This is a genomic window from Streptacidiphilus jeojiense (assembly GCF_000719095.1).
Classification (GTDB): domain Bacteria; phylum Actinomycetota; class Actinomycetes; order Streptomycetales; family Streptomycetaceae; genus Streptacidiphilus; species Streptacidiphilus jeojiensis.
Genome location: NZ_JOEH01000011.1, coordinates 125,148 through 141,233 on the forward strand (window position 1 = coordinate 125,148; position 16,086 = coordinate 141,233).

Sequence of the window (16,086 nt, forward strand, 5' to 3'; positions counted from 1 at the left end):
GGCCGGATGCGGATCGGTGAGGCGGCAGCGGCGACCGGCACCACGCCCAGGGCGCTGCGCTTCTACGAGCAGCGCGGACTGCTGCCCCCGCCGCTGCGCACGGCCTCCGGCCAGCGCGAGTACGGGCCCGCCGAGATCGCCCGGGTCCGGGTGATCCGCGAACTGCTGTCCCTGGGTCTCACCGTCGAGGACCTGCGCGCCTCCGCGGACCGCCTGCACCTGCTCGAACAGGACCCGCCGCCGCGCTGCGGCTCCGGCGAACCCGGCACCCCGGCCGCCGAGTTCGGCGTCGTCGGCCGCAGACTCGCCGCCCTCGACGCCGAGATCGGCCGACTTGCCGCCCTACGCGCGAACCTCGCCCAACGTGCCTTCGGGGACGCCTGACCCCGGCCGCTCAGCGACGGCGGGCGGTCGCCGGCTCACTGCCCCATCGCCGGTTCGAGCAGCGACAACGTCCGCTTCTGCGCGTCCAGGCCGACGCGCACCCCGACCGGCATCGGCAGGTTGGGCCCGGCGTGCCCGATCTCGACGTTGCCCAGGACCGGGATGTCACGGTCGCCCAGGACATCGAGGACGATCTCGGGCAGGGTCGGGGACGCGCCGGGTTCAATTCCGTTGATCTCGCGCGGAACGCCCACGACCATGCCGGAGATCCGATCGAGGATGCCGCTGTGCCGCATCACCTGCAGGTAGCTCCACACGTACGAGGCCAGGCCGCCCATCTCCTCCCAGAACAGCACCGCGCCGTCGAACCATTCCAGCGGAATCGCGAAGCGCGTCGCCTGCGCCAGGACGATGCGGTTGATCACCCCGCCGATCAGCCGGCCTTCGACCCGACCGGGCCGCCAGCACTCCCACGACGGGCTCGACGGCAACGCGCCGATCGCCTCGGTGCTGGTCAGCAACCCGGAGTAGAGCTTCTCCAGTTCCGCCCGGCGCGCTGCGGGTGCGGACTGCCAGTGTCCGCCGAAGCCGGGGACGGCCATGTCGGCATGGAACCCGACCAGACCCGTGCGCGCATACAGCACGAGGTGCAGCAGCGAGATGTCGCTGTAGCCGAGGATCGGCTTGGGGTCGGCCCTGATCGCCTCGACGTCGATCAGGTCGAGGTAGCCGAGCGCCGTCTGCCCGCCGTCGCTGGCGATGATCGCGCGCACCTCGGGATCGCGCAGGAGTCCGTTGAGCTCCCCGGCGATCTCAGCCGGAGTGGCGGCGCTCCACCAGTGGCTGCGCCCGATTTCCAGCAGCGGAGCCCGACGCACCCGGAATCCCATCCGTTCGAGCACCACCACCGTCTGCTCGACGTTGGGCTCGTAGGCGGCCGGCAGCGGACCGGACAGCGACGCGATGACGACGAGATCCCCGGGGCGCAGGGCACGCGGCCGAAGCACGTGAGGCAGTGCGGAACCAGTCATGGCGCCAGTGTTGCCGGTGCCTCGGGGCAAGGTCACCCGACTTTCGCGGGGCCCAGCCGCTGGGGTACGGGAACGGGGCGATGCGACGGGGCACAGGCCCCATCGCATCGCCCCGGAGCGGCGGGTGACGCCGGGTCAGGCGGACTTGAGCAGCTCGCGCAGCCGGGCCGTGTCGATCAGGTGGGCGCGGGACGGGAAGACCTCGTTGACCAGGATCCGGTTGACCTCCGGGTGCGGGTCGGCGACGCCGTCGGTCAGCACGTAGACGCGGTAGTCGCGGTCGGCGGTGTCGATCAGCGTGGACAGGACGACCCCGCCGGTGCTGATGCCGGACAGGATCAGGGTGTCGATGCCCCGGTCCTGCAGCTGCTCGTGGAGGTCGGTGGTGGAGACCGAGCCGAAGCGGATCTTGCGGACGACGATGTCGCCGTCCTCGGGGGCGATCCGCGCGTCGATCTGGGTGGCGTCGTCCTCGTGGTGCATCATCTTCGCCGCGGCGACCCCGCTGAAGGTCTTGTTGGTCTCCGGGACCGCCGCCCAGTCGTCCTCGGTGAAGGCGACGCGGACGTAGCCGATGGTGCCACCGGCGGCGCGGACGTCGGCGATCGCGCCCTTGACCCGCTCGACGAGCGCGTCGGGCTCCGGGACGAACGCGACGATCCCGTTCTGGAAGTCCATCGCCAGCAGAGCGGTCCGCTTGGGGTCGATCTCGGGGAGGGCAGGGGTGGTCATGCGTGGTTCTCCTTGCGGGTGATTGCCGTCGCCGCTGCGTTCGCGGCGCTCTCAGGGGGGTCGGTGGGGTCAGTGGGGTTGGGGGTGTCGGTGGGGTCCGGGGCGCCGGTCTTCCGGTCCGCCTTGCGGGCCATCAGCCGGCGGTCGAGGACGGTCAGCAGCAGGACGGCGACGCCGGCGGCGACCAGGACCAGGCCGAGGGTGTGCAGGCCGTGGTCGCTGGCGCCGTTGCGGAAGACGATGCTGCCGATCACGGCGGAGGTGATGGTGCCGAGGTAGCCGAAGGTCCGGAACAGCCCGGAGGCGGTCCCGATCCGCTCGGGCGGCGACGAGAGGTAGAGCGCGGTCTGGTTGCCGACGGTGGTGGCGGCCGACGTCACCCCGAAGATCAGCGAGACCAGGACGATGGCGATGGCCGGGCTGTGCGAGCTGAGCAGCACGATCCCGCCCGAGCCGAGCACCATGGTCAGCGCCGCGGCCAGCAGCGGTCCGCGCACCAGGTTGCGGCTGGCGAGCGGGCGCGAGAGCAGTGCGGAGACCGCGCCCATCGGCAGCAGCAGCAGTCCCGACGTCACCGTGGAGAACCCGTGTGCGGCCTCCATCCACTCGGTCATCCCGTACATCACGGTGTAGACGCCGAGCAGGGTGAGGGCCTGGCGCAGGTAGGTGCGGGCCAGGGCGCCGTTGGCGGCGAGTTCGCGGAAGTCGAAGAACGGGTCGGTCCTGCGCAGTTCCCACACCACAGTGGGTACCGCGGCGACGACGAAGACGACGAGCGCGACCCACTTGATGCCGGGGAGCCCCATCAGGAAGACGACCAGTGCGGTCATCGACGCGGCGAAGCCGATGATGCCGGTCAGGTCGATCCGGTCGGCGACCCTGCGGAAGGTGCTGTCCGCGCGGTCCAGGGCGGGGTCCGCGGGCAGCCAGCGCACGGCCATCAGCAGCGCGATCGCGGTGATCGGGATGTTGATGAAGAAGGCCCAGCGCCAGCCCGCGGCGCCGACCAGCAGCCCGCCGATCGGCGGGCCGATCGCGGCCGTGGCCATGCCGGCGATCGCGAGGCCGCCGAGCACTCCGCCCGGCGGGGACTCCAGCCCGGCCTGCTGGGCGCGGCGACGGATCATCACCATCGCGCAGGGGAAGGCGGCCGAGGTGCCGATGCCGATCAGGACCCGGGCGACGGTCAGCATCGCCAGGTTCTGGCCGACCCCGCCGACCAGGCCGCCGAGCAGCACCAGCACGATGCCGGACAGGAAGATCCGGCGCGGGCCGAGCACCTCGGCCAGCTTGCCCGCGGTGGGCTGGGCCACGGCACTGGCCAGGTACAGCGAGGAGACCAGGACGGCGGTGGCGCCCACCGCGACGTGCAGCTGGGCGGCGATGGGCACCAGGGCGGTGGCGATGATCGAGCTGTTGATCGGGTTGAGGGCCGAGCCCACGTAGAGCGGGGTGGTGAAGGGCCAGGCGAAGGGCTGGTGCCCGGGATCGCGGGTCGTGGCGTCACCCTGGCTGACGGCGACGCTCATATGCCGCCGCCGCTCAGGTCCGCCTCGGCGAGCCGCTCCAGCAGCTCGATGGCCCTGGCCAGGTCCTGGCGTTCCTCGGGGGCGACCACCTGGTCGATGGCGCGCGCCAGGAACGAGGCGCGGCCCGCCAGGATCCGGTCGATCAGCTCGGTCGCGGAGGTGTCGGCGCTGACCAGCTTCTTGCGGCCGTCCAGCGGGTCGGGCTCGCTGTGGACCAGGCCGGCTTCCTTGAGCACCGCCAGGCTCTGGGTGACGGCCTGCGCGCTGACGTGCTCCAGCGCGGCGAGCCGGGCCGCGGTGACCGGGCCCTCGCGTACGACGCCCGACAGGATGCCGAGCTGCGAGAGGGTCAGGCCGGTCGCGTTCTGCCCGGACTCCGCACGCAGACGTGCCCGCAGCCGAGTCATCGCGTCCTGCAGACGCTGTGCGGTCGCAGCGGACGGGGTGGGCTGCTGCGGCCGGGGCTTCGTGTTCATGACCCCATCGTAAAACTACTCAAGTAACTTTGCCAAGTTTCTTGAGTAGTTTTCTGCGACGGCTCCCGTTCGACGCGCTGCGGAACGCGCCACGGCACGCCTGCGATCCAGATCCGCACCCTTCCTCCGTCAGCCCTCTACGCTGCGGGAATGACCTCGCGACAGGAGCAGTGGGCCCGGCTGCGCCGACAGCTCTGGCAGCCCCCGCGCGCCCACGGCGAGCAGCCGCGCGAGCGCGTGGTCGGCCCGCTGGAGCTCTTCTACGACCTGGTCGTGGTCGTGCTGGTGGCCCAGGCGGCCCAGCACCTGGCCGGGGACCTGGACTGGCACGGCCTGGGCCTGTTCGCCGCGGTGTTCACGCTGGTGTGGATCGCCTGGCTGAACGGCAGCCTGCACCACGAACTGCACGGCCGCGAGGACGCCCGCGGCCGGATCATGTTCCTGCTGCAGATCCTGGTGCTGGTACCGCTGGGCGCCTTCATCCCCGACGCGGGCGGCGCACGCGGATTCGCCTTCGCCGTGGACGCCGGGGTGCTCTTCGCGGTGCTGGCCCTGCTCTGGCTGCTCGCCGCGCGCGGCGACAGCCCCGAGTACCGCCGTCCCAGCATGCTGTTCGTGACCGGCACGGCCGTCTGCGCCGCCGTCCTGGGGGCCAGTGCCGTCCTGCCGGCGGGCCCGCGCGTGCTGACCTGGGGCCTGCTGGCCCTCGCCTACCTGGTGGGCTTCACGGTCGTGATCGGCAGGTCCATCCCGGAACGGGCGGTCGCGCTCAGCGTCACCGACGCCCTCGCCGAGCGGTTCGGCCTGTTCATCATCATCGTGCTGGGCGAGAACGTGACCGGAGTGGTCGAGGGACTGGCCCACGAGACCTCCAACGCGCTGACCCTGGCCGTCGGGCTGGTCGCCGTCGTCGTCGGCTTCGGCTCCTGGTGGACCTACTTCGACTTCGCCGGCCACCGGCTGCCGAGGCCCACCCGTGCGAGCACCCTGCAGTGGATGCTGGTCCACCTGCCGCTCACCGCCGCGGTGGCCGCCATGGGCGCCGCGATGGTCGACCTGGTCGAGTACGCCCACGAGAGCCGCACCCCCGCCGCCACCGCCTGGGTCCTCTGCGCCGGCGCCGCCGTCGTGCTCTGCATGACGATGGTGCTGGCCTCCTCGCTCCAGATCTGGCGCACGACCCAAGGGCTCTACCGCCCCCTGTCCCGCACCTGCGTCGCCGCAGCCGTCCTGTGCGTGGCGGTGGGCGCAGCCCGCCCGGCCCCACTCGTGCTCGGCATCGCCCTCGCCCTCCTCTTCGGCATCCCCTGGACCCTCGCCGTGGTCAAACGCCTGTCCGACGACACCGAACCCGCCACCGACCCGACGTCCTGAGCGACTGCCTCAGCGTGGCTTGACGATCACCGGGCAGGAGTCCCACAGTTCCACACCCGCCCGGACCACTTCCAGGGCGGCCCGGCGCTCATCAGATGACCATGCGGAGCACTCGCCCTCGAACAGCTTGCGATAGGCCGCGCCGTGCACCGGCCCCTGCCGTGGCAGTCGATGGGCCGAGCCCAGCCCCCGGGCCAGATCCTCGAAGAAGTTCCAGGCCTCCAGTACCGCACCCGGCGGCGCCTGCCGGCGCACCGGATCCGCCGACCAGTGCTGGACACGCCGGAGTTCCAGCGTGTTGACACCAGGGGTGCCCAACACTCGTCCACGGCGGCGCACATACATCCGCGCCTGCCGAACCGTCACAAACACCGGGAGTCGCCGCCCACCGGCCGCCGGCAGCGCCAGCACCTGGTCGGGATCGTCGCCCCGGCCACCGATCCACAGCACCACACCACTGCGCCCACACCCCCGTACCCGATACGCGTAGAGGTTCCCCGCCGCCTCGATCGTGGCCACCCCCTCATCCCTCGCCCGAGCAAGGCATCCCTGTGATCACTTATACCGGAGCTGCCTGGCACTGACAGGGGCAGGCACGCCCCGCCACCCCTGCTCATACTCGAACCCATGAAGAGCAAGTCGCAGTTGGGACGGTTCCTGAGGACCCGTCGGGCGCTGCTGAAGCCGTCGGACGTGGGGCTGCGCGAGTTCGACGAGCGGCGGCGGGTGCCGGGTCTGCGCCGGGACGAGCTGGCCCGGTTGGCGGGGGTGAGCGAGTCCTACTACACCCGGCTGGAGCAGGGTCTCTCGCTCAACGCCTCGGTGGAGGTGCTGGATGCACTCGCTCGGGCACTGCGTCTGGACGAGACCGAGCACCGCCACCTGTACGACCTGGCCGGCGTCGGCCGGATGGCCGGCCGGGACCGGGCCCGCAGGGCCCCGGCGCCCGAGCACGTCAGCGAGGCGACCCGGCGGCTGATCGACGCCTTCGGGGACACCCCGGTGATCGTCCTCGGCCGACGCAGCGACGTACTGGCGTGGAACCGCACCGGGCACGCGCTCTTCGCCGGACACCTCGACCCGAGCAGCCCGGACGACCCGGCCCGGCGTCCCAACACCGCGCGACTGGTCTTCCGGGACGCCCACACCCGTGGGCTGTACGAGGACTGGCCGAAGAAGGCCAGGGACGCGGTGGGCAGACTGCGACTGGCCGTCGGCCGCTACCCCGACGACCCGCTGCTGGCCGCCCTCATCGGCGAACTGGTGATGCACAGCCCGGAGTTCACCGACCTGTGGTCCGAACACCGGGTCCGGGCCTGGGACCTGGCGGACTACCGGATGCGGCACCCGCTGGTCGGCCCGATCGACGTCACTCAGCAGGCCGTGCAGATCCCCGACGAGCAGGGACAGCGGCTGGTCGCGGTCACGGCTGCGGCGGGCTCGGCCTCGCAGACCGCACTGACCCTCCTCGCCCAGGCCACCGCTCCGGCCCCGGCCGCGGACCCGTACCCCCGTCCGGCCACCGACCACCCGACCACCCTTTCCGAACGCCTCTGAGAACACCTGTGAATGGAGTCCCCATGTCCACGCTCTACACCACCGAAGCCCTCTCCACCGGCGACGGCCGCAACGGCGAGGTCCGCACCGACGACGGGGTGCTCGACGAACTCCTCGCGGTCCCCAAGGAGATGGGTGGCCCCGGTGGCGACCGGACCAACCCCGAGCAGCTCTTCGCGGCCGGCTACGCCGCCTGCTTCCACAACGGGATGCGCCTGATAGCGGCTCAGCAGAAGCTGAAGCTGGGCGAGTCGACCGTCCGGTCCACGGTGAGCCTGGTCACCCTGGACGACGGCGGCTTCTCCCTGGAGGTCGCACTCGCCGCACACCTGCCCGGCCTGGACCAGGCCACCGCCGACCAGCTGGTGCAGACCACCCACCAGGTCTGCCCGTACTCCAACGCCACCCGCGGGAACATCCCGGTCACCCTCACGGCGACCATCTGATCCCGGACCGAGCCCGCGCCGTGCGGGCGGCCTGTGGGCGGCCTACGGGTCGCCCACAGGCCAGGTCTCGAACCCCGGGCCGAACGCGGGCCTCGACGAGCCGTACGGCATGATCCCCGTCTGTGACCACCACCAGCACACCCCGTGTCAGCTGCAGATCCTGCGGCTCGGATCTCACCAGCGATCCACGCTTCGTCCAGTGGTGCCCGTCCTGCGGCTGGAACGCCAACCCCGGCGGCAACCAGGCCAAAGGGCGGACCGACCGGCTCCTGCGCAAGCTCAACACCCAGGCCGAGGAACGCCTCTACCGCAAGGTCACCGCTGACCCCTCAACCCACCGGACACTGAGCATGGCCAGGATCGGTGCCTTCGCGATGGCCGGACTGGTCCACCTCGTCACGCTTGCACTGGCAGTCGGCGGTGTCTGGCTGCTCCTCTATCCCAGCTGGGTGGCGCGCGGGCTGGGCGTGTTGGCGCTCCTGCTCGCCGTCCATCAGCGTCCCCGGCTGGGGCCGAACCGCAAGGCGCGGAGGAGCATGCTCACCCTGGACCCGGCCGCGGCCCCGCGCCTGTATGCGCTGACCGAACGCGTCGCCGCGGAACTGGGCACCGCAGCACCCTCGGTGATCGTCGTAAACGGCTCGTACAACGCCTCCTATCTCAGGACCGGGGCGCGCAGGCGGGTGATGCTGTCCCTGGGCCTGCCGCTCTGGGAGGTCCTCACCCCGGGCCAGCGTCTGGCCCTGCTCGGGCACGAACTGGGCCACGGCGCCAACGGCGACTCCCGGCAGGGGCTGTGGGTCGGCACTGCCCTGGCCTCGCTACGGGAGTGGTACTACCTCTTTCGGCCCGGACGCCGCATGGTCGTCCCCGGGCGCGGGCGCGCCAGCGCCCAGAGCGGAATCGCCAGTCTCGGCGAGATGGTCGCCCGAGCCCTACTGGCCGTCTTCGCCGAACTCACCCTGCTTGCCCATCGCGTGCTGACCCGGCTCACCCTGCTGTCCGGACGGCGCGCCGAGTACCTGGCCGACGCGCTCTCGGCGCGCGTCGCCGGCCCGGACCGGACCGCCGAACTCCTGCAGGCGCTGACCATGGGCAGCGTCGTCGAGCACGTGCGGCAGAAGCGAAGGTTGACCACGGCCTCCCTGCCCCGCAGCCGCCGTGACAGCGGGGGGCCGGACCGGCGCGAGTCCAAGGACCTCTGGACCGAACTGCGGGAGCACCTTGCGTCCGTTCCACCCAGCGAGCGGGCCCGACGGCTGCTGGTGTCCCAACTCGACGACTCTGCGGTGGACTCCACCCACCCGCCGACACACCTGCGTCTCACCTATGTACAACAACTGCCGCCGAGCGAACCCACGGTCGCCGTCGGCGCCGACGAGGTTGCCGCGATCGAGAACGAACTGGCCGCCGCACGCACCGCGATCGCCCACGCCCTGAGCTGAGGTGAGCTGAGCCGAGGTGAGTGCGCGAGCAATGGGATGGGTGCCTCAGTACGACAGGTCCAGGTAGTCGATCGTGTTCAGGTCGACGACCAGGCCCTGGGCGCGGCGGCCGCGGTCCTTGAAGTACATCTCCTGGAGGCCCTGGGCGACGATCGCGGCCAACTGCTGCTCGGTGGCTCCCGACGCGTGGGCGTCGAAGAGCTGTTGGGCGTAGGAGGGGGGCAGGTGTTCGGTGATCCGGCGCAGGCGGGGGTCGTCGGTGGAACCCGGGGCGGCCGTGAAGCCGAAGCGGGCGCGGGTCTCCACCGTGATGCCTCCGGTGTCGACCGCGCGCTTGACGGCGCGCCTGCGGATCAGCGGCTGCCAGCGGCGCTTCACCTCGGCGTCGATCCGGGTGGCGATGGCCTGCGGCGGATGCCTGCGGGTGCCCTTGAGGTAGCGCTCGACGGAGCGCTGCGAGACGCCCAGCAGTTGGGCCGTGGCCCTGGTCGTGCCCAACTGCTTGACCAGGAAGCCGACCCGGGCCGCGGTGGAGACCGGCGGCTTCCGGGTGAAGGTGTCCTCGGCCGCACGGTCCAGGCTGTCGCCGATCGTCCCCATGGCGGTGTCCTACTCCCCGCCCGCGGCGGCGTCGGTGCCCTTGATGTGCCGGGCCGGATTGTGCGCCTGGTCCAGGAGTTGGGCCGCCCAGAGGAAGGACTGGCTGCCCTCGTGCTTGACCATGCCCGGGCTGACGCCCAGTCGGAACCCGCCCGGCATCGGCTTGCCGGTGGCCGGGTCGTACGGCAGCACGTCCAGCGGCGAGGGTCCCGGGGAGGGGTAGACCGCGCAGTCGGAGAGCACCGCGACCGGGTAGAGGTCAGCCTTGGTCGCCAGCGCCAGCATCTTGCGGTGCATGTTGATCCGCGCGGCTGAGATCACCGCGGCCCGGATGTCGGGGCGCCAGGTGGGCCGCTCCAGTGCGGGCCAGCGCTCGCCGGGCCGGTGCCGGGCGCCCTGGGGGCGCTCACGCAGCTTGCCGATGCCGCCCTTGACGGTGGCTTTGATCGCGGACAGCACCGCGGCCCGCCCCGGGTCGTGCTGCTTGTGCTGCTCCATCGCGGCCAGGAACTCGGCCGGCTCCATCCCCGAAGTGACGCCCAGTTCGGCCATGGTGGCCAGATAGGCGTCCCGCAGCCGCTGGTACCAGGGGTCCAGGTAGGGGCCGTGCTCCGGGCGCAGCCACCCCTCCAACGGGCGGACGTCGTACCCGAGTTCGACCGCGTAGGCGACCGTCGGGGTGGCGTACCAGGCCGGCCCCTGCGGCTGCGCGCCGTCAGGGGTGAACGGGTTGGGCAGCCGGGGGTCGAAGGAGATGTGCGAGAGGTCGACGAACCAGGACCCGGGCAGCGTCTTGTCGAACGCCGGCTGCTGGACGTGGACCGGGGCGCCCAGTCCCAGATTGAGCCGGTTGGCGGCGGCCGCGAAGGCCATGTTGACGTCCACGCCCACCGCCCACGGCAGCGCGCACTCGGCGTCGGTGAGCAGTTCCGGGTCGCGGATCCACTCGTAGGCCTCCTCGTCGAGGACCTCGCCCTCGGCCCGGCCCACCGCGACCGGATGCTCGTCCGGGGCCTCGGGCGGAGCCGGGTCGACCGCGGCCGCGAGCGAGCCGGGGACCGGTCCCGACTGCCAGACGCCGTCCTCCCCGCGCACCGCTCGGGTGGGCGGGCGCAGCGCGGACATCAACTCCAGGCCGGAGACGGCGGTGGAGCCACGCGGGGTGATCACCCTGGTCGCGTAGTCGCCGAGTACCTGGGCGAGTTCGGGCGGCGGCAGGGTGGCGGCGTCGTTCCAGGCGCGGGTGTCCAGCGCCTCCCAGGGCAGCACCGCGAGCTGGACGCAACGGCGCCGACCGCCCTCGGCCGGACGGTAGATCCGGGCCCAGGGCCCGAACCCACGCTTCGTCAACTGCCATTTGGCCTTGGTGAGTTGCTTGATGACGGGGTGGTTGTCGGGCAGCCGCAGACCGCGCCGGTCGGCCAACTCCGGCGGCAGTCCCAGCGATTCGGCGGCAGTAGCGGTGAGCACGACCAGCGGGTCGCCGTCCCGGCCGGAGCGGTGCAGCCGGGGGGAGCCGATCTGCGCCTGTTCCAGGGCCCACTCCACCAGCGCGGGAAGGGTACGGGCCGGGCAGTCCAGGACCAGACCGCCGATGCCGTAGGCGGTCCCGTCGCCGTCCAGGACCAGCAGCGGACCGTTGGCGAAGCGGCGCTCGCCCGGCTCCTCGGCGGCGGCCGGCGGGGCCGGGGCACGGCGCGCGGTCGTCGGCTGGGAACGTGCGGGTGCGGGAGCGGGGATCGACGGCTGTGCCGGGGCGGTGGCGGGCGCGGGCACCTGCGCGCCGGCCGCTGGTTCGGCAGCGGCCGGGAACCGCTCCGCCAGGCCCTCCAACAACCGCCGGTAGGCCTCCCGCTTGTCGCCCGACGGCTCGCTGCGGCCCTCCTCCCAGGCCTGCACCGACGCCGGACGGGTCCGCAGCGCCTGCGCCACCGCGGCCTCGGTGAGCCCGGCAGCCCGCCGCAGCCGCACCCGCTCCTCGGGGGCCGGCAGGACCTGGCCCGACTGCACCGCGGCCAGCAGGGCGTCGACGCCCGCGATCAGCGGGTCCGGCTGGTCGGGCATGGTGCGGAATCTCCTTCGGTGACGGCCGGCTGGCGGCGCACCTGGATGCTAACGCAGCGGAGGGGCCGTTCCACGGACCGCTGCCGCAGCGTGCAGACTGTCGTGCGTGAAGCCCACCGCCGAGCAGCTCGCCGCCGCCCCCGACCTGACCATCCCCGACGTGATCGCCCCCGGACTACGGGTGCTGTTCTGCGGGATCAACCCGGGACTGTGGTCCGGAGCCACCGGCCACCACTTCGCCCGCCCCGGCAACCGCTTCTGGCCCGCACTGCACCTCAGCGGCTTCACCCCGCGCCAGCTGCAGCCGGAGGAGCAGGAGGAACTGCTGGCCTTCGGTCTGGGCATCACCAATGTCGTCGACCGCACCACCGCCAGGGCCGACGAACTGACGGCCGAGGAGTACCGGGACGGCGGCCTGGCACTGCGCGAGCGCGTGGAGCGGCTGCGCCCCCAGGCACTGGCCGTCCTCGGCATCGGTGCCTACCGGGTGGCCTTCGACGCCCCCAAAGCCGTGGTCGGCCCGCAGACCGCATCCCTCGGCGGAACAGCCGTCTGGGTGCTGCCCAACCCCAGCGGCCTCAACGCCCACTACACCCTGGCCGCCATCGCCGACCGCTTCCGCGAACTGCGGGAGGCCACGAGTCAGAGTTGATCACGCCAGAGGGGTGTTATCGCAGATGAGAGCCAGCATGCAGAGAGGCACTCGGGCCACTCCTCGGAGGCGAACGAGTTACCTCAGCCGTACGAGGAGACCACCCGTCGCAAAACCTCGTACGCGGCGTCCTTCGCCCATGGGGAGCCGGACTACAACGGCCACTACGACATCCCTGAACTCTGCGACATCTGCCCACTCGCACAGCTCCACCTCTGCAAGAGCAGGCATCAGGTACCGACAGCAGGCCAGATATAGGAAGTCGCACTCTCCCTGACGCCAGCGGCTTGGTGGTCGTTGACATCAAGGAGGGGGCGGCCGTCGTGTCCGGGCTCAGCGAAGAGCAACCGCGCTACTACCTGCAACATTCGCTTGGCTTCCAGGTACACGATGTTCGCCATCCTCACCGCGACCGGCGGCATGGCCGGTCGGACATCGGATGGAAGGAAGCGACTTCATGACCGACTGGACGAGTCTTGACTACGTCGTCGTAGACGTCGAGGGCAACGGCCAGCACCCGCCCGACCTGGTGGAGCTGGCCGCCGTCCGAATCGTCGGGGGAACCATCGGGTCGCTCTCCACATGGTTGGTACGGCCAAAGACGCCGATCACGCGCTTTGCCGAGTCGATCCACGGCATCAGCAACGAGCAGGTGTCCGCGCTCCCAGTGTTCGAGGACATCAAGGGTGAGGTGCTGGGAGCCCTGGATGGTGACGCCCTGGTTGCTCACAACGCACACGTCGACGTCGGTGTTCTTCAGCGCAAGCTGGGCGACTGGCAATGCCCGGAGGTGTTCGACACTCTCAAGCTGGCCCGTCGCCTGATCCCGCACCAGATGAGCTACAAGCTCGGTGCCCTGGTCGAGGCGTACAAGCTGGCCGAGGGGATGCCTGCGGATCTCACGCCGCACCGGGCGACGTATGACGTACTGGTAGCCGCGCATCTGTTCATCCACATGGCGAATCCGCCCGGGATGGAGCCGCTGACGCTCGAAGCTCTCCGCAACCACCCACCGGGAGGAGAAGGTGATGAAGCTGCGACCCTTTTCTAACCACGAGCAGCGCCCCTTTGCATGTCCTCGCGCGGGGGCGAGGCCAGGGAGCGCGACGCGTTGAAGGCCGGACCAGTCAGCTCGGACGCCGCGAGACCATGAGCCGGCCGCCCGGACAGGCGCTGTCCCAGGCAGCCGGGTCCTGGAGGGGGCGGGTCAAGCACCGGTACTGCACCAGGTCCGATCGCTCGGACAAAGTCAGCATCCTCGGCTCGCCGAGGATGCTCCGGTCTGAGTCGAGGTCCTCGTCGACGTCAAAGTGGAAGGCGGCATCGGTGAGGTAGTCACGGCGGAAGTCCGTCTTCCACTGCGAGTTGTGGCCCCAACCCAGCGACCCGTCGAAGGTCTCCCGGTAGCGGCGCATGAAGACATCGTGGAGCAGCGACTTGTCTGCGATGCCCGCGACCAGATGCCGGGTGCCGGCGCGAACCGTCACACCGGTGCGACTGAACAGCAACTCCCCGAACATCAGTCCTGGCCAGACCGTCCCGGTAATCTCGATCGGAGCCTGCGGATGCTCGTCCTGCTCGACGTGGACGACCTCGTGGAAGAACGGCTCGAATGCGATGTTGCCGATCGGAGCCATGCCGAGTCGGGCGAAGGCCGTCAGGTACTGGTCGCGGTTGATATGCGGCCAGCGCTCAGGCTCGTGGATGTCATGCGCCCAGGGGGTCTCAGAACCGGGCGGCAACAGCGGCTGGAGCTTGTAGATCAGCGCGTCGCTGACGCGGCTGAGCGCGTATGCCGTCTCCAGGGGATCGCCGAACTCGTACTCGGTCCGCTTCCACCCGCCGAAGACGGCCAGCGGCGAGAGGGCCTCCCGGACGACTTCGGCGTGCTCGTCCAGCCACGGCTCGACGACGCTGAGGAAGACGTCTACGCCCTGGTACTCCTCCACGGCGCAGAAAAGTCGGCGGACACGCAGTGCTGGGATCACGCAATGCAGCGTAGGGAGCCTCGCCGGTGCGGTCGACTGGGTTTCCCACGGGCCGGCTTCAGGGTGCTGTGGCGGCAGCCGGAGTTCGCAGCAGACATTCAGGCCATCGGCGACCAGCGTGTCCAGGGCAGCTGCCTGCTCGCCAGCACAGTGTTGGAAATCATGTGGAGTCTGTGGAGGGCGGCGGAACCGCACCCGGAAAGCCCTCAGGGGCGTGGCCGGGTCGGCCGCGCCCCTGAGGGGTGGAGAGGGTGGTGCTGCGTCAGCTGATGCGGCCCGCGAAGTCGGGGGCCCAGTTGCTGATGGTGTCGGTCTTCACGCCGGAGCTGGGGTTGGCGGCCTCGACGTACTCGCCGTTGCCGACGTAGATCGCCACGTGGTAGGCGCCGGAGGCGGTGCCGTCGCTGGACCAGAACAGCAGGTCGCCGACCTGGAGCGAGTCCAGGGAGACCCGGGTGCTGGCGGCGGCCTGCTCCTCGCTGGTGCGGGGGGCGGAGATGCCGGCCTTGGCCAGGGCGGCCTGGACCAGACCGGAGCAGTCCCAGCCGGCGTCGCTGGTGCCGCCGTAGACGTAGGACTCGCCGACCTTCGACAGGGCGAAGGAGGCGGCCGCGGCCATCCCGGTGCTGGAGGAGCTGGAGGAGGCGTCGCTCGCGGTGGTGCTGCTCGAGGAGGAGCTGCTGGACGAGGAGCTGCTCGAGTCGCTGCTGGACGTGGTGGCCGAAGCGTCGGTGGCCGAGTCCGAGCTGCTGCTGGAGGACGAGGCCGAGGAGCTGCCCAGGGTCAGCTTCTGGCCCGGGTAGATCACGTCGGGGCCCGAGGTGAGCACCGAGCGGTTCAGCGCGTAGAGGCGCTGCCAGCCGCCGGAGACGTTCTCCTTGGCCGCGATGGTCGACAGCCAGTCGCCGGCGACGACGGTGTAGCTGCCGCTGCTCGCGGTGGTCGAGGAGGACGAGTCCGAGGACGAGGAGTCGGTGGACGCGGAGCTGGACGAGGACGAGTCCGAGGAGGAACTGCTGGACGAGTCCGAGGAGGAGCTCGACGAGGAGCTGGAGGAGGACGAGGTGTCCACCGAGGCAGCGGCGCCGCCCTGGGTGAGACCGGCCTGCGGCCCGCAGACCGGCCAGGCGGTCGGACCCTGCGAGGCCAGGACCTTCTCGGCGACCGCGATCTGCTGGTCCTTGGTGGCCTGGTCGGCGGTGGAGGCGTACTGGGTGCCGCCGTAGGCGGCCCAGGTGGACGCCGAGAACTGCAGACCGCCGTAGTAGCCGTTGCCGGTGTTGATGGACCAGTCGCCCGAACTCTCGCACTGGGCGACCTTGTCCCAGGTGGAGACGGTCGCGGCGGAGGCGGTGGTGGCGGTGACCAGCGGGACGGCCAGGCCGACGCCGGCCAGGCCGGTGGCCGCGATGAGGCGCTGGGCGGTGGTGCGTCGGGTCTTCGTGGCGCGGTGACGCCCGTGGACGGACAGCATGAAGCAGCGTTTCCTCTCCCACGCCTACGAGGTGAGCTGTCGGATTCGGGCTGGAGTTGCCCGGCCGTGCGCAGCACGGCTTCACCCCAAGCCGCGTCGACGACGAGCGTCGGCGCGGCGACTTACCTGGTTCCCCCGCTCCTGCCGTGGTGCGGTATGTGGGTCGCAACTCCTCCGGCGGCAGGACTCGGCGTTCCGGAGTTGTTGGTTCCGCTTAAGTGCGAATGCCAGAAAGGTAGGCAGACCTTGATTGAAACCACAACAGACTGTGGGATCCGTCACGCCCCGGTTCCATGATTCACAGGTTCCGGACCCCATTCGCCGCACCTGCTCA

General features: G+C 71.0%; 16 protein-coding genes and 1 riboswitch. Of the genes, 7 read left to right on the plus strand and 9 right to left on the minus strand.

What is annotated here, in order from left to right; genetic code table 11:
• Nucleotides 1–6 precede the first annotated feature (6 nt).
• Entirely contained in the window at nucleotides 7–384 is a 378-nt protein-coding gene (locus IF29_RS0116685) for a MerR family transcriptional regulator (protein WP_030255144.1), read from the plus strand.
• 35 nt (nucleotides 385–419) lie between these two features.
• Here IF29_RS0116685 and IF29_RS0116690 read toward each other — a convergent pair whose 3' ends face one another.
• The 4 genes from IF29_RS0116690 to IF29_RS0116705 form a co-directional block, all read right to left on the minus strand.
• Nucleotides 420–1,415, minus strand: a complete 996-nt coding sequence (locus IF29_RS0116690) for a S66 peptidase family protein (RefSeq protein WP_030255147.1) — start codon at nucleotides 1,413–1,415, stop codon at nucleotides 420–422.
• 135 nt (nucleotides 1,416–1,550) lie between these two features.
• The gene (locus tag IF29_RS0116695; RefSeq protein ID WP_030255150.1) at nucleotides 1,551–2,147 is read right to left on the minus strand and encodes a cysteine hydrolase family protein; all 597 of its coding nucleotides are present in this window, start codon (nucleotides 2,145–2,147) and stop codon (nucleotides 1,551–1,553) included.
• Nucleotides 2,144–3,676, minus strand: a complete 1,533-nt coding sequence (locus IF29_RS0116700; RefSeq protein ID WP_084714386.1) for an MFS transporter — start codon at nucleotides 3,674–3,676, stop codon at nucleotides 2,144–2,146. The genes IF29_RS0116695 and IF29_RS0116700 overlap by 4 nt, the downstream gene beginning before the upstream one ends.
• Nucleotides 3,673–4,152: a MarR family winged helix-turn-helix transcriptional regulator gene (locus IF29_RS0116705; RefSeq protein ID WP_030255155.1), complete on the minus strand. Its 480-nt coding sequence runs from the start codon at nucleotides 4,150–4,152 to the stop codon at nucleotides 3,673–3,675. The genes IF29_RS0116700 and IF29_RS0116705 overlap by 4 nt, the downstream gene beginning before the upstream one ends.
• A 150-nt stretch (nucleotides 4,153–4,302) precedes the next feature.
• Between IF29_RS0116705 and IF29_RS0116710 the strand changes: the two genes are divergently transcribed.
• Entirely contained in the window at nucleotides 4,303–5,526 is a 1,224-nt protein-coding gene (locus tag IF29_RS0116710) for a low temperature requirement protein A (RefSeq protein ID WP_030255157.1), read from the plus strand.
• 9 nt (nucleotides 5,527–5,535) lie between these two features.
• Here the strand turns inward: IF29_RS0116710 and IF29_RS47660 are convergent, their stop codons facing one another.
• On the minus strand, nucleotides 5,536–6,045 hold the full coding sequence (locus tag IF29_RS47660; RefSeq protein WP_232242183.1) for a hypothetical protein: 510 nt from the start codon (nucleotides 6,043–6,045) through the stop codon (nucleotides 5,536–5,538).
• A gap of 108 nt (nucleotides 6,046–6,153) precedes the next feature.
• On the opposite strand from IF29_RS47660, the gene IF29_RS0116720 reads away from it, so the two are divergent.
• From IF29_RS0116720 to IF29_RS0116730, 3 genes are all read left to right on the plus strand, one after another.
• Nucleotides 6,154–7,083, plus strand: a complete 930-nt coding sequence (locus tag IF29_RS0116720; protein ID WP_037595511.1) for a helix-turn-helix domain-containing protein — start codon at nucleotides 6,154–6,156, stop codon at nucleotides 7,081–7,083.
• 23 nt (nucleotides 7,084–7,106) lie between these two features.
• Nucleotides 7,107–7,529, plus strand: a complete 423-nt coding sequence (locus IF29_RS0116725) for an organic hydroperoxide resistance protein (protein ID WP_030255164.1) — start codon at nucleotides 7,107–7,109, stop codon at nucleotides 7,527–7,529.
• A 122-nt stretch (nucleotides 7,530–7,651) separates the two neighbouring features.
• Complete coding sequence (locus tag IF29_RS0116730; protein ID WP_051725405.1) at nucleotides 7,652–8,974, plus strand: M48 family metalloprotease; 1,323 nt, start codon at nucleotides 7,652–7,654, stop codon at nucleotides 8,972–8,974.
• Between the two features lie 45 nt (nucleotides 8,975–9,019).
• Here IF29_RS0116730 and tpg read toward each other — a convergent pair whose 3' ends face one another.
• Nucleotides 9,020–9,574: a telomere-protecting terminal protein Tpg gene (gene tpg, locus IF29_RS0116735; protein WP_030255167.1), complete on the minus strand. Its 555-nt coding sequence runs from the start codon at nucleotides 9,572–9,574 to the stop codon at nucleotides 9,020–9,022.
• A gap of 9 nt (nucleotides 9,575–9,583) precedes the next feature.
• On the minus strand, nucleotides 9,584–11,638 hold the full coding sequence (gene tap, locus IF29_RS0116740) for a telomere-associated protein Tap (RefSeq protein ID WP_030255169.1): 2,055 nt from the start codon (nucleotides 11,636–11,638) through the stop codon (nucleotides 9,584–9,586).
• Nucleotides 11,639–11,735: 97 nt separating this feature from the next.
• Between tap and mug the strand changes: the two genes are divergently transcribed.
• On the plus strand, nucleotides 11,736–12,290 hold the full coding sequence (gene mug, locus IF29_RS0116745; protein WP_030255172.1) for a G/U mismatch-specific DNA glycosylase: 555 nt from the start codon (nucleotides 11,736–11,738) through the stop codon (nucleotides 12,288–12,290).
• 457 nt (nucleotides 12,291–12,747) lie between these two features.
• On the plus strand, nucleotides 12,748–13,341 hold the full coding sequence (locus tag IF29_RS0116755) for a 3'-5' exonuclease (protein ID WP_030255178.1): 594 nt from the start codon (nucleotides 12,748–12,750) through the stop codon (nucleotides 13,339–13,341).
• A 76-nt stretch (nucleotides 13,342–13,417) separates the two neighbouring features.
• On the opposite strand, the gene IF29_RS0116760 is transcribed toward IF29_RS0116755, so the two are convergent.
• A complete protein-coding gene (locus IF29_RS0116760) occupies nucleotides 13,418–14,239 on the minus strand; it encodes a hypothetical protein (RefSeq protein ID WP_051725406.1) in 822 nt (273 codons plus the stop codon).
• A 301-nt stretch (nucleotides 14,240–14,540) separates the two neighbouring features.
• Nucleotides 14,541–15,752, minus strand: coding sequence for a transglycosylase family protein (locus tag IF29_RS44415; RefSeq protein ID WP_063757518.1), 1,212 nt, complete (start codon nucleotides 15,750–15,752; stop codon nucleotides 14,541–14,543).
• Between the two features lie 6 nt (nucleotides 15,753–15,758).
• A riboswitch (cyclic di-AMP (ydaO/yuaA leader) is annotated at nucleotides 15,759–15,919 on the minus strand.
• Nucleotides 15,920–16,086 lie beyond the last annotated feature (167 nt).

Excerpts from the sequence above, each read along its gene's own strand:
- IF29_RS0116685 (WP_030255144.1), top strand. The coding sequence starts at position 7 with ATGCGGATCGGTGAGGCGGCAGCGGCGACCGGCACCACGCCCAGGGCG.
- IF29_RS0116690 (WP_030255147.1), bottom strand. The coding sequence starts at position 1,415 with ATGACTGGTTCCGCACTGCCTCACGTGCTTCGGCCGCGTGCCCTGCGC.
- IF29_RS0116695 (WP_030255150.1), bottom strand. The coding sequence starts at position 2,147 with ATGACCACCCCTGCCCTCCCCGAGATCGACCCCAAGCGGACCGCTCTG.
- IF29_RS0116700 (WP_084714386.1), bottom strand. The coding sequence starts at position 3,676 with ATGAGCGTCGCCGTCAGCCAGGGTGACGCCACGACCCGCGATCCCGGG.
- IF29_RS0116705 (WP_030255155.1), bottom strand. The coding sequence starts at position 4,152 with ATGAACACGAAGCCCCGGCCGCAGCAGCCCACCCCGTCCGCTGCGACC.
- IF29_RS0116710 (WP_030255157.1), top strand. The coding sequence starts at position 4,303 with ATGACCTCGCGACAGGAGCAGTGGGCCCGGCTGCGCCGACAGCTCTGG.
- IF29_RS0116720 (WP_037595511.1), top strand. The coding sequence starts at position 6,154 with ATGAAGAGCAAGTCGCAGTTGGGACGGTTCCTGAGGACCCGTCGGGCG.
- IF29_RS0116725 (WP_030255164.1), top strand. The coding sequence starts at position 7,107 with ATGTCCACGCTCTACACCACCGAAGCCCTCTCCACCGGCGACGGCCGC.
- tpg (WP_030255167.1), bottom strand. The coding sequence starts at position 9,574 with ATGGGGACGATCGGCGACAGCCTGGACCGTGCGGCCGAGGACACCTTC.
- tap (WP_030255169.1), bottom strand. The coding sequence starts at position 11,638 with ATGCCCGACCAGCCGGACCCGCTGATCGCGGGCGTCGACGCCCTGCTG.
- IF29_RS0116755 (WP_030255178.1), top strand. The coding sequence starts at position 12,748 with ATGACCGACTGGACGAGTCTTGACTACGTCGTCGTAGACGTCGAGGGC.
- IF29_RS44415 (WP_063757518.1), bottom strand. The coding sequence starts at position 15,752 with ATGCTGTCCGTCCACGGGCGTCACCGCGCCACGAAGACCCGACGCACC.